We start from the raw sequence: 12351 nt of genomic DNA on the forward strand, positions 1-12351 counted from the left end.
GTTGTCGCGGACGTCGAATAATCGACATAGACGTAAGCAGTGTTCGAGATGACCTCGCACTCCGTCGCATTCCCAAGTACGAAGGAGCACAGCGGCAATGGCATATGTAATCGGAGTGGACGTCGGTGGAACCTTCACCGACGCAGTGCTCGACGACGATGCGGGTACGATTGTGGCGGCCAAAGCCCCATCGACACCCCCGGACTATTCGCAGGGTGTCCTCGACGTCCTCGAGGCACTTGCTGAGCAGTTGGGCTGCCCGCTCGAAGAGATGCTGGCAAACACCCATCACATCGCGCACGGCACGACGTCGTCGCTCAATGCGCTCGTCATGGGAAACGTGCCACCAGTCGGATTCCTCACGACGAAGGGCCACCGCGACTCCATCTACATCATGAACGTTGAGGGGCGGTATCTCGGCGGTTCGCCCGAACAGCTCCAGAATGTGATGGGCCAGACGAAGTCTCACGGTCTCGTCCCGAAGAAGCATGCACTCGAAGTGACCGAACGGCTCGATCGTGACGGCAATGTCGTCGTCGCCCTCGACGAGGAGTCTGCCCGCGAGTCCATCCGCACACTCCTCGCAGATGGTGTGTCGGGGATTGCGGTCTCACTGCTGTGGTCTTTCCGCAATCCCGCTCACGAACAGCGCATTCGAGAACTCGTCCACGAGATCGACCCGACGATGTTCGTCTCCCTGTCGAGCGAGGTGAGCCCGCGCATCCGAGAGTTCGCGCGCAACGCGACCACCATCATGAGCACCCAGATCGGGCCAGGGCTCCGCGATTACCTCGGCGAATTGGAATCGAAGCTGCGCGAACGCAAACTGGCCGGCCCCCTGCTGGTGATGCAAAGCAACGGCGGTGCTGTCGCAGCGGCCGAGGCACCGAAGAATGCGATCAGCACGGTCGGTTCAGTCTTGACCGGTGGCGTGGTCGGCGCGGTTTCCCTCGGCAAGCAACTCGGCCATCGCAACATTATCGCCACTGACGTGGGTGGAACCACTTTCCTGGTCGGCCTCGTCGTCGACGGTGAGCCCGTCCGGGCGAGCACCACGATCATCAACCACCACCCGATCAACGTTCCCACTCTGGAGGTCCATGCGATCGGCTCCGGAGGCGGTGCCATCGCTTGGGTGGATGCCGGCGGCAATCTGCAGATCGGTCCCCACAGTGCTCAGTCGGTACCGGGCCCGGCCTGCTACGGCCAGGGCGGCACCGATCCGACCAACACCGACGCCAACCTGGTGCTCGGAATCCTTCCTGAACGAGGCCTGCTCGGCGGCCGCAAACCGCTCGACAAGAACCTCGCTCGGGAAGCGATCCGCTCGAAGATCGCAGAGCCCCTGGGTCTTTCAATCGAGGACGCGGCTGCAGCCATCTATGCGGTCCAGAACGCCCAAACCGGTGACCTGTTGCGCAAGACCGTGGTCGAGGCGGGGCACGACCCCCGTGACTTCGTTCTCTATGCCTTCGGCGGTGCCGGTCCAGCACACTGCGCCGCTTACGCCGCCGAGGTCGGGGTCAAAGAAGTCATCATCCCGCTCGGTCAAGTTGCCTCTGCTTTCTCGGCGTACGGTCTGGCCTCGTCGAACATCGTGCTCGCTGCCGAACTATCGGACCCGGCAGCGATGCCACTCGACCCAGCCCGGGCCGAGCGCAATTTCGCCCAGCTCGAGAGCCAGGTGCTCGAGCAACTCAATCGCCAGGGTTTGAACTTCACCGGAGTGGAAGTCGAACGCGAAATCGACATGCGCTACGCGATGCAGCTCGCTGAGGTGGCAACCCCGGTGCCTGAGGGAAGCCTCGATGCAGCAGGGATCCAGCGGGCCTCGGATCTGTTCGAACAGCGGTACGCCGAACTCTACGGAAATGACAGCGGCTTCCGGGAGGCGGGCATACAAGCCATCACCTACCGCGTTCGTGCCACTGGAATCCTGCCGTTCTCACCGGCACTTCCTGACCTAAAATCTGCAGACTCCGCCGATTCCACCCACGCGCGGATCGGTTCCCGCAAGGTCTGCCTCGACGGCAAGCTTGGCTTCGTCGACACCGACGTCTACGACTACAGCAAACTGCTCGCGGGACACGTCCTGTCCGGTCCCGCGATCGTCGAGGTTCCCACGACCACCGTCGTCGTCCCCCCGGGCACCACAGGCACCGTCGACCGCCTCGGCAACCTGAACATTCTTCCGAACTAGGAGCTCCGCAATGACCATGCAAATCCCAGGCTCCGAGGTGTTCTCGAGCCGACCGATCGACCCGGACGAACTCGCGCGCACACTTCCCCCGAAGCTGGAAGTTCATAGCGTCACCCAAGAGCAGATCGATAACTTGGACCCGTTGACCTACGAGGTGATCAGGCACCGGCTGTGGTCGGTCACCGACGAAATGGGCGAAGCGCTCAAGCGCATGTCCGGATCGCCGATCGTCACCGACGCCAACGACTTCGACTTTGCGATCAGCGACGAAATCGGCCAGGAAGTTCAGGTCGGCCTGTACAACACCATGCTCGTCGGTGCCGTAGATCTGGCCATCTACTGGACTCTGAAGCACCGCTCGACAAACCCAGGTATCGCAGAGGGCGACATGTTCTTGTGCAACGACCCCTGGGTCGGCGGCGGACTGCATCAGAGTGATGTGATCGTCTACCAACCGATCTTCCACGAGGGCAAGCTGTTTGCCTGGACCAGTGCGATCTGTCACGAACCCGACCTCGGTGGGTCCGGCCTCGGGTCGTTCGATCCCTCAGCCAAGGATGTCTTCTCCGAATCGCTTCCGACACCACCGATCAAGGTCGTTCGCGACTACGAACTGCAACGCGACGTCTCCGACGCCTGGGTGCGGCGCTCCCGGGTGCCGATGCTCGTCGGACTGGACCTGCGGGCGAAAATCGGCGCCAACACCGTCGGTCGTAACCGGCTGCTCTCCGTGATCGAACAGTACGGTGCTGACACGGTCAAGGCCGTGATGAAGCGGATGATGGCCGACGCCGAGGGCCGCCTGCGCGGAAAGCTCACTTCGCTCCCTGACGGGACCTGGAAGGCCACGGGATACCAGGACCAGTCCCAGATCGGCGACCGCGGAATCCACAAGATCACCGTGGCCATGACCAAGACAGCTGACCATCTCACCTTCGATTTCACCGGCACAGACCCACAGACCGGTGTGATCAACTGTACCTACGCCGGTATGCGCGGCGGTGTCATGCTCGCACTGCTGCCCATTCTCGCCGGCGACATCCCGTGGTCCGCGGGCGGTCTGATGCGCTGCTTCGACTTGGTCTCCGAAGAGGGCACGATCAACAACGCCACCTTCCCTGCTGCCGTCAGCCGTGGACCGATCGGGCCGGCCTGGCTCACAGGAACTCTGATCGCCGAATGTCTGTCCCAGATGCTGGATCGTTCTGTCGATCTCGGTAAGAGTGTGCAGGCGGCCTGCTGCGGAACCTGGGACACAGCTGTGATCGCCGGCCTCGACGAACGCCCCGAACAATCGGTTCCTTTCCTCAACATCATGATGGAACCCATGGCAGGCGGATACGGAGCTCGGCCTACCGCCGACGGCATGGACACCGGTGGGCTGTTCTGCATCCCGATGGGTCGCATCCCCGACACCGAGATGACCGAATTCCTCTACCCACTGCTCACGTTGTGGCGCCGCGAGGAACCGGACTCCGGTGGACCAGGACGTCACCGCGGCGGCGTCAGCGCCTCCATCGCCATCACCCCATACGGCACCAGCCTGCCGATGGGCCTGGTGCTTGCCTCTGCGGGCAAGGCCGTCGCCCAGAACAACGGCCTCGCAGGCGGCTACCCAGGCAACACCGGCGTCGAGGTACTCGCCCGCAATACCGACATCGTCGAGCAGTTTGCAGCCGGCAGCATTCCCGGCATCTTGGACGATCTCGGAGGAGGCCGCGAACTCGGGGCCTGCTATGCGGAGAGTTATCTCGCTCCCGGTGAGGTGCTGTACATGCACTGGCAGGGCGGCGGCGGCTACGGTGACCCGCTCCTACGTGACCCGGCGGCTGTGGCAGCGGACTACCGCGAGGGCAAAGTCACGGCATCCGGAGCCGAAACCGTGTACGGCGTCGTCCTCGGCGACGGTGAACTCGACGCGGAACAGACCTCGCTCCGGCGCGAGGAGATGCGCACTGAGCGGCGTGAGCGCTCCGGTGGCACGCCCGCCGATGCCCCTACACTCGAGTTGGCTGGGGCTCGTCGACTCGACGACAACCTCGTCGAGGTCACGATCGGAGACACCCGCGCGATCGGCTGCGCCCAGTGCGGACGTCTACTCGGCGACGACAAGAACAACACCACCCTTGAACTCGCCCGATTCGAGGGCCCGTCGTCGACCGCCGGCCCACAGGTCACCTCCGACCCCACTGAGTATGTCGATGCCCCGGTGGTTTTCCGGCAGCTGTGCTGCCCCGGCTGCTGGACCGCCATCTACTCCGGAATCGTTCCCGCCGATCATCCCGATCATTCGCTCGACCTGGCGCGTCTTCTGCCTGCGGTGGCGGATCGGTGATGTTCCGGACCATCATGAACACGATTTATAGAGGAGAAGAACGGTGACATTCTCGGATTGGGGCGGACGCCTCGTTCCGTTCCCGGAGGAACGTGCACGTCGCTACCGCGACAGCGGCGCATGGAGTTCCGATCCCACGGGGCGGCGACTGCATCAGATTGCTACCCGCTTCCCGGACCGACCGGCCGTGATCGCCGCCGAAGGGCAGATGAGTTTCGCTGAACTGGACCGCCGTACGGACCAGATCGCCGCCGCGCTGATACGACTCGGCCTTCGCCGACTCGATCCGGTCATCTTCCAACTCACCAACCGCCTGGAGACGGTCCTCGCGTGGTATGGCTGCATCAAGGCGGGGCTGGTACCGGTGGCAACGCTGGCGGCGCACCGCATGCACGAGATCGGGCACGTCAGTCGCAAGGTCGGCGCTGTGGCGCACCTCGTCGAGGCTGGTCTGCCCTCCTTCGATCTCGTCGAGTTCGCCCGCGAACACGCTGCCGGACATCCCACGATGCGGCACATCATCAGCGTCGGCGATGTTGCGAGCAACGATCGGGACGAGGTGACTCGACTCGAAGATCTCGGCCTCGACATCGATCCGCACACGGCGCATGCAGTCGTCGAGCAGATCGCAATACAGACCGATCCGAGTGACGTGGCTGCGTTCCAGCTCTCCGGTGGAACCACTGGAGTTCCCAAGGTCATCCCACGAATTCACGCCGAATACTGGAACAACGCGATGCTGTACGCAGACAGCCTCGGATGGGACGAGAACAGTCGGGTCGCACATTTGATCCCGATCATCCACAATGCCGGCATCTCGTGCGGGTTGCACGCGGCGCACTCGGTCGGAGCGTGCTTGATTCTCGCGACGGCCGATGCTTCGGTTGCGTTCGATCTGATGACACGGTCCGGTGCTACCGAGGTACTGATCGGGCACGGTCACTACCAAGCCGTCATGACACCGGAGTTCGATCTAGCAGCGGTGTCTCTGAAGCGGATCATCCTTTCGGGGGCCAAGGTTCCGCATGAGCTCTTCGAGCGCGTCGACGACGGCGCTGAGCGGTGGGCAGGCCAGCTGTTCGGCATGGCCGAGGGCTTGTTCACAGTTACCCCTCTCGATGCGCCCGCACAAGCTCGACTGACGACGGTGGGTTCGCCGATCTCCTCCGATGACGAGGTACGCATCCTCGAACCGGGATCCGAGACAGAACTCAGGGATGGGGAGGTCGGAGAATTGTGCTGCCGAGGCCCCTACACGATTCCCGGATACTTCGACGCTCCGGATCACAACCGGGATGCCTTCACCTCCGACGGTTTCTACCGAACCGGAGATCTCGGCACGATCGCCGAGATCGAGGGCGCGCGTTACCTGTCCATCGAGGGCCGGATCAAAGATCTGATCAACAGGGGTGGGGAGAAGATCAACGCCGAAGAACTCGAGCTGCTCCTGTTGGAACATCCTGGCATCGCCAACGTCGCTGTCGTCGCCATGCCGGACGCCCGACTCGGCGAAAGAACGTGTGCGTACGTTGTCGCGACACGCGGTGATGTGTTGGCGCTCAAAGATGTCCAGGAACACTTGGCCCAGCTGGGGGTCGCTAAATTCAAGTGGCCCGAAAGGCTCGAGTGGGTGTCGTCCTTCCCTCAGACGAATGTGGGCAAGATCGACAAGAAGCGTTTGAGGGCCGAGATTGCGGCGAAATTGGTCGATGAATCGGATTCCCGGCCGATCGGGGTTTAGCAAGACACCGGAAGAATCACGGCTGTGAGACGTCGTTGGCGTCTCACAGCCTCTTTCCGGAATCTCGACCTTTGCTCGACTACCTACTGGTTCAAAGTTGTTTTTCTGCAATGTCATTGGCTGGACTGGAGCAATGCACTCAGGTTGTTGTGGACGGAATCGGTGCCGGTGTCGTACTCATCACGTCCTCACCTGGCCGGAGTGGTGAGTCCAGTGCGAAGAACCTGAATTTCTTGACTTTTGACGTCCATGTTGAATAATCTACGTACAGGTCAATTTGTGTTCCGCGTTGATGTTTCGCGGACGGACCGAGGCTAAAAGTTGCCGGTTTGACCATCTGACGTTGGCGACGAATAATCAACGAGTGCGTCACAAAGAGTGGAGTTGGATATGAATCTGGAACGAGTGGCAGTACTAGGTGGCGGACCAGGTGGCCTCTACGCCGCGAGGCTGGTCAAACGCAGTCATCCAGACGCCGATGTGACTGTCTACGAGCAGAGCCGCCCGGATCAGACGTTCGGGTTCGGCGTCGGCTTGGCGTCGCGCACTCAACGGAACTTGCGTGAGGCCGACCCTGCATCGCTCGAAGCCATTGTCGGGGCCGCGCACCCTCACGAGATGTCAATGCAGGTCGGCGACAAAATGGCTACGCTGGCGCACGGTGAACTCCTTGCCGTCGCGCGCACCACCCTGCTCGCGGTACTTCAGCAACAAGCGCAAAATGCCGGTGTGCGAATGCATTTCGGCGAACGGCGCGAAGCCGCAGAACTCGATGTGGACCTCGTCATCGCAGCAGACGGAATCAACAGCGCAACACGCACACAGATGGCCGACACCTTCGGCCCTCGCGTAAGTACCGGGGCCGGCCTTTACTTGTGGTGTGGAACCGAGTTTGCACTCCCTCGCGCAATCTTTGTTCCGGTCACCACTGAACACGGCACCTTCGTCGCTCACGCTTACCCGTACGCCGGGGACCGCAGCACTTTCCTCGTCGAAACCGACGAGGAAACATGGCGGCGAGCCGGATTCGATGTCTCCACCGACCGGACAGCTCCCGCTGACAGTGACGGCTTCGCCCTGGAATATTTGCAGCGTGCGTTCGCGGACACCCTCCAAGGCCACCGACTGATCGGGAACAGAACCCGGTGGACACGCTTTCGTACCATTTCGTGCGAGCGCTGGCACAGCGGCAAGACTGTCCTGCTTGGCGACGCGGCCCATACAGCCCACTACTCCATCGGATCAGGCACCAAACTTGCCATGGAGGACGCCATCGCCCTCGACCATGCACTCATCGCCGCACAGACTGTCGAGGACGCCCTCGTGGCGTACGAAAAGGTGCGGCGGCCCGCTGTCGAATATCTCCAGGAGATCGCGCGGCGCAGCGAACTCTGGTGGGAGTCGTTCCCGGAGCGGATGAACCTGCCACTCGAGCAGCTGATGATCGCCTACATGACCCGCGCCGGGAAAGTCAGCGTCGGCCGCTTTCACGACTCCGCCCCCACACTGGTTCAAAAGGGGCTTGCGAGCTACGGCAACGTACCTGTCGGCGCGGTACCCCCGACGGATATCGAGGACTGGATCCTTGCGCAATCCCTCGATCATGACCAAGACCGGTTCGAGGACCGTGTCGCGACTTCGGAGCTGCGTGACGCTCGCTCCACCGCAGTGATCAACATTGATTTCGACTCCGCGTGGGGCGTCGAAGCCGCTGACATCGTGGAAACCGCACCCATTGCCCGGGCGCTCTGGTTGACAGGACCTCCGTCGCGGGCTGCCGTCCTCTCCCGACTCGACCTTGCCGAACGGCTTCGCGGTCGTACGGGGTCCCTGCTCGTAGTCGAAGCACCGTCGTCATGCCGCGAGGACATTGCCGCCGGCCTGGCCAGTGCGCGCATCGACCTCGCCTTCTTCGATGAACCCGAATCGATTCCTGCTGATCCGGAGCTCTCCTCGTTCGGGGCCTCGGCGTGAGCGTAAACATCCTCCTCGGCCGGGCTATTCTTCGGGCATGACAAGCGAGGAAGCCGCGGCCAGGCGCCGTTCCCGGGGACGGGGCAAGTTGACCACGACAGATCAGGATGCCATCGAGGGCGCGGCAACCCGCAGCAACCCGCGTCGGGAACTCGTGGAGAAGCAAATAATGGAGCAGGCCACCCGCCTGTTCGCTGAGAAAGGCTTTGCGAGTACGACACTGCAGGACATTGCGGACGCGACCGGCCTGACCCGGCCGGCGCTCTATCATTACGTGGCCAACAAGGACGAACTCCTCTCCCGCCTCGTGAGTGAAAGCACAGAGACACCCGCGGCTCTTCTGCACGAGATCAATGACCGCCCCGACTTGGGCCCTACCGAAAAACTGCGCCAAATGGCAACAGCCATCGCCCTGCACCAGGCGCAAGGGCCGGACAGATTCCGATTGATCATCCGATCGGAAGCTGAACTCCCCGAGGACATCGCAACCACGTACCACCACAGCCGCCGACATGTGCTCAAGGAATTCATCCGCGTCATCGAGGAAGGAATTCGCGCCGGCGAGATGCGCCCCGTCGACCCCCGTACTGCGGCGCTCGGCGTTATCGGCATGATCAACTGGATCGCCTGGTGGCACCAACCAGGCGACCTCGAGAACGACCGTGCTGTCGCAAACCAACTCGCCGACATGGCATTACATTCGCTCATCCAGGAGAATCCGCATACCGAAACTTCCGAAGGTCCCGCCAGGGCGATTGCCTTGCTTCGCCAGGACCTCAACTATCTGGAGCGGTTACTCGACGAATCTACGGAGTTGGGCTGAGCACTCTGGATTTGTCCTGGCTCGGCCTCTGGGTGAGAGCGGGAAGTGCGAATACCGCTCGACATCGCCAAGGATGACGTTTCATTCTCACTTCGCAAGTGTTCGACGAAACCGGTGAACCCGCCGGGATCGACGCGGTGACGTCACCCTGCGGTGTGTTCCGGAGTGCAGACATGCTTGTGGATCTCCCGCGAGAGTTCCGCGACGGTCTCGGTCAGTGCCGTGTTCGCCTCGATCAACTGTCGGAGTTGATTGGTGTTGTCGAGAGTGTGAACCGCGACTTCACTACTGATGGCATCCGCCCGTTTCGCCGAGATCAACAGAATTGCTCCCTGCATGCCGGCAAGCATCGACAAAAATAGATTCAGCAGAATGAACGGGTAGGGATCGAAACCGGTATTGCCGTTGAACCCTGCCCAGATTCCCATGATCGCGACGAACACGAAGACGAACGGCCACGACCCCATACCGTTGCGGACCACATCGGCCGCACGTTCTCCGCGGGTCAGCTCCGAACCCGTGCGGACTGCGGGATGCAGATGCCACCGATTCTTGTTTCCGAGTCTCATGGTTCTGCGTCTCATGGTTCACCGTCTCATGGTTCACCATTGTGCGCTTGCCGCTTGTCGTATTCAGTTCAGGTCGACTATCCTCGGTATTCTTTCGGCTACGAGCGCTGTCGCCCCGCAGAGTACCCACCGTCGACGACAAATTCTGTGCCGGTGGAGTACGTCGCTTCGCTGACGATGAAGCGCACTGTCGATGCTATCTCGTTCGGACTTCCGAGACGCGGGATAGGCTGATCGGAAACGAAGGGCAAACCGCCGAAATCATTTGTCGCTGAGCCTTGTATCGGTCCGGGATGAACGGAACAAACTCGCACGTTGTTACCGCACAGGTCGAGGGCCGCCGCCTTGGTAAGTCCTCTAAGGCCCCATTCGCTGGCAACGTAAGCACCCATTCCCTGGTATCCGGTCAGGCCCGCTGCGGAGGAGATGTTCACGATTGCACCTCCGCCCGCGGTTGTCAGGGACTTTGCAGCACAGTGTATTCCGAGCCATGCTCCGTACAGGTTGGTATTCAGAACATGTTTGAACTGCGTGGGGCGTTGTAGTTGCACGCTTCCCGGCTCGATGATTCCGGCATTGTTGACGAGGACGGACAGATGTCCGTAAGTTGACTCGGCTGTGTCGATGGCGGATTCCCAACTCTCCGGTTGTGTCACGTCGAGACGCTGGAACGCCACGCGGTCACCGAGTTTCGATGCTGTAGCGTTTCCTTCTCCTTCGAGGAGGTCGCCGATGAGGACTCCGAACCCTTCTTCGGACAGGGCTTTGGCGATGGCCGCACCAACCTGGCCCGCTCCTCCGGAAATGAGAGCACTTCTTCCGTCGTGGTCGGTTATGCGTAGCCCCTCAGTTGAAGTTGTCGGCCTTGCTGTCGAGATAGCTGATGATGCGTTGCCGCGCCAGTCGTTCGCTGAGTTCAGGTCGGGCTTGCGGTGTTGTCCAGGACAGATCGTCGAGGCAGCCCATCATGACGATGTTGATGCATTCCGCCGAGATGAGTCCCTTGAACTCCGCGTCGAGTCGATTGACCGTGGCGGAGTATTGGTTGCGGTCCGACGGCGAGTTCGGTGGCGATTGGGGTTCGAGGTGCGTTGTCACTTGTTCTGGTCCTTCTGGCGGGTGGGGGACGAAACGATCAGCAACGGGCAGGACACTGTGTGCATGAGACGGCGACTCGTGGAGCCGAGTAACATCGATGAGAATCCGCCCCGTCCTCGCCGACCCACGAGGACGAGTTGCGCTGATTTCGATTCGATTTCCAATTGCCTTGCAGGATTGTCACGTACGACGACACATCGAACGGCGACGTCGGGGTACTCCTCCCGCCACCCCGCAAGCCTTTCCGCCAAGACCGCATGCTCGGCGGTTGAGATCGTGTCCCAGTCCAGCGATACACCGTCAGGGTCGGAGCGAAACACGGTTGTAAGGTCGGAGTCGCTCCAGGCATGGACTGCAGTGAGCTCCACTCCGTGGAGTGAAGCGGTCTCGAACGCTTCGGCAATCGCGGGTTCGCTGTTCTCTGTCCCGTCGATACCCACCACTATCGGGCCGCTCATCTGCGGCTGTTTCGACTTCGGGACGTTTCGGATGACTGCTACAGGCACGTTCGAATGGAGAACCACTGCCGCGCTGACGGAGCCGAGTATCGCGTCGGCGAATTGATTGAGCCCGTGTGATCCGACGACAAGCATCGCTGCCGTGCGGGATTCGTCAAGGAGTGCTTCTACACCGTTTCCGAATCTCAGCTTGTCGACGATCTGTAATTCTCTGTCTCCCAGCGTCGCTGCGGACAGCAGCGCCTCGGAACGAGCTGTGGAGAGTCGTTCGCGACCAACAGTTCGTTGGTCTGGAAACCGTGGTGCACCGAGTTTGACAGCACCGCCGAAAGTGTCTGCTTCGACAGGCATCACGGACAGTAAGTGGAGCGGTCGAGTGCGAAGTACGGCTTCTCGGGCCGCCCATCGAACTGCGGAAAGCGCCGGTGCCGACCCGTCGACACCCACCACGATTGGTGCTCCGCGGTTCATGATGTCTCCTCTGATTCGAAATGCCGTGTGGTGCGAGCTGTCCCGAGGATCGACTCAGCCCAGGAGCGAACCGAAGCCCAATCCCGGAAGTCGCCTTCAGGCGCGTGAACGACTCGTACGGCTACTCGTTCACCGAACCCCAATCCTTCGCGGTCGAGTTTGCCTGCGAAGGATTTGTGTTCGACTGCACCGGTTTTCTCCATCAAGGTGGCAATGTCGGACGGAACACCGGTCGTGGATTCGCCCGAACCGATCGGTCCCGAGGAGAACAGCCAAACCTGGCGAAGCCGCAATGCATCCGAGAAGCGTTTGGTGAATTCCTCTGCGTCCTTCATCCAGTGCCCCATATAGATCGCGCTCCCGAGAACTATCGTGTCGTACTCGGTGAGTTCGAGAACGTCGTCGGGGTGACGGCGGTCTGCATCCATTCCGCTCTCTCGCAGGGATTTTGCGAGAAAATCTGCGATTTCACTTGTCGAACCGTGGCGGCTTGCGGCCGTGACCAGTGTTTTCATCCAGTGCTCCGCTCGGGAATCAACACGGTGATTGCTCACATGCACTCGCCGTGCTCGGGTGATCGTGATTCGAATTGTGCCGGGGTCAGGGCTTCCTGGTCAGGGCCGCGAGGTGCACGAAAAAGGGTCTTTCGGCCTTCTGATCCGTGTGCCGCCGACACCTGTGA

General features: G+C 61.4%; 10 protein-coding genes. 5 read left to right on the top strand and 5 right to left on the bottom strand.

Going from position 1 to position 12351, the window contains the following annotated elements; all coding sequences use genetic code 11:
* Nucleotides 1-97 precede the first annotated feature (97 nt).
* The 5 genes from AC1Q61_RS15520 (at nucleotide 98) to AC1Q61_RS15540 (ending at nucleotide 9073) form a co-directional block, all read left to right on the top strand.
* Nucleotides 98-2200, top strand: a complete 2103-nt coding sequence (locus tag AC1Q61_RS15520; RefSeq protein ID WP_029538236.1) for a hydantoinase/oxoprolinase family protein — start codon at nucleotides 98-100, stop codon at nucleotides 2198-2200.
* 10 nt (nucleotides 2201-2210) lie between these two features.
* Entirely contained in the window at nucleotides 2211-4535 is a 2325-nt protein-coding gene (locus tag AC1Q61_RS15525) for a hydantoinase B/oxoprolinase family protein (RefSeq protein ID WP_492650912.1), read from the top strand.
* 43 nt (nucleotides 4536-4578) lie between these two features.
* Entirely contained in the window at nucleotides 4579-6276 is a 1698-nt protein-coding gene (locus AC1Q61_RS15530) for a (2,3-dihydroxybenzoyl)adenylate synthase (protein WP_492650911.1), read from the top strand.
* Nucleotides 6277-6666: 390 nt separating this feature from the next.
* Complete coding sequence (locus AC1Q61_RS15535) at nucleotides 6667-8250, top strand: FAD-dependent monooxygenase (protein ID WP_492650910.1); 1584 nt, start codon at nucleotides 6667-6669, stop codon at nucleotides 8248-8250.
* Between the two features lie 37 nt (nucleotides 8251-8287).
* Nucleotides 8288-9073, top strand: coding sequence for a TetR/AcrR family transcriptional regulator (locus tag AC1Q61_RS15540; RefSeq protein WP_019748739.1), 786 nt, complete (start codon nucleotides 8288-8290; stop codon nucleotides 9071-9073).
* 143 nt (nucleotides 9074-9216) lie between these two features.
* Here AC1Q61_RS15540 and AC1Q61_RS15545 read toward each other — a convergent pair whose 3' ends face one another.
* The 5 genes from AC1Q61_RS15545 to AC1Q61_RS15565 form a co-directional block, all read right to left on the bottom strand.
* The gene (locus AC1Q61_RS15545; RefSeq protein WP_019748738.1) at nucleotides 9217-9642 is read right to left on the bottom strand and encodes a DUF1003 domain-containing protein; all 426 of its coding nucleotides are present in this window, start codon (nucleotides 9640-9642) and stop codon (nucleotides 9217-9219) included.
* Nucleotides 9643-9740: 98 nt separating this feature from the next.
* Nucleotides 9741-10592, bottom strand: coding sequence for an SDR family oxidoreductase (locus AC1Q61_RS15550; RefSeq protein WP_492654891.1), 852 nt, complete (start codon nucleotides 10590-10592; stop codon nucleotides 9741-9743).
* Nucleotides 10489-10740, bottom strand: a complete 252-nt coding sequence (locus tag AC1Q61_RS15555) for a hypothetical protein (protein ID WP_019748736.1) — start codon at nucleotides 10738-10740, stop codon at nucleotides 10489-10491. The genes AC1Q61_RS15550 and AC1Q61_RS15555 overlap by 104 nt, the downstream gene beginning before the upstream one ends.
* Entirely contained in the window at nucleotides 10737-11669 is a 933-nt protein-coding gene (locus tag AC1Q61_RS15560) for a universal stress protein (RefSeq protein WP_021344470.1), read from the bottom strand. The genes AC1Q61_RS15555 and AC1Q61_RS15560 overlap by 4 nt, the downstream gene beginning before the upstream one ends.
* Entirely contained in the window at nucleotides 11666-12184 is a 519-nt protein-coding gene (locus AC1Q61_RS15565) for a flavodoxin domain-containing protein (RefSeq protein ID WP_020907987.1), read from the bottom strand. The genes AC1Q61_RS15560 and AC1Q61_RS15565 overlap by 4 nt, the downstream gene beginning before the upstream one ends.
* Nucleotides 12185-12351 lie beyond the last annotated feature (167 nt).

It is taken from the genome of Rhodococcus sp. MPR-R1B, assembly GCF_058793255.1.

Coding starts and splice junctions, on each gene's coding strand:
- AC1Q61_RS15520 (WP_029538236.1), top strand. CDS start 98: ATGGCATATGTAATCGGAGTGGACGTCGGTGGAACCTTCACCGACGCA.
- AC1Q61_RS15525 (WP_492650912.1), top strand. CDS start 2,211: ATGACCATGCAAATCCCAGGCTCCGAGGTGTTCTCGAGCCGACCGATC.
- AC1Q61_RS15535 (WP_492650910.1), top strand. CDS start 6,667: ATGAATCTGGAACGAGTGGCAGTACTAGGTGGCGGACCAGGTGGCCTC.
- AC1Q61_RS15540 (WP_019748739.1), top strand. CDS start 8,288: ATGACAAGCGAGGAAGCCGCGGCCAGGCGCCGTTCCCGGGGACGGGGC.
- AC1Q61_RS15545 (WP_019748738.1), bottom strand. CDS start 9,642: ATGAGACTCGGAAACAAGAATCGGTGGCATCTGCATCCCGCAGTCCGC.
- AC1Q61_RS15560 (WP_021344470.1), bottom strand. CDS start 11,669: ATGAACCGCGGAGCACCAATCGTGGTGGGTGTCGACGGGTCGGCACCG.
- AC1Q61_RS15565 (WP_020907987.1), bottom strand. CDS start 12,184: ATGAAAACACTGGTCACGGCCGCAAGCCGCCACGGTTCGACAAGTGAA.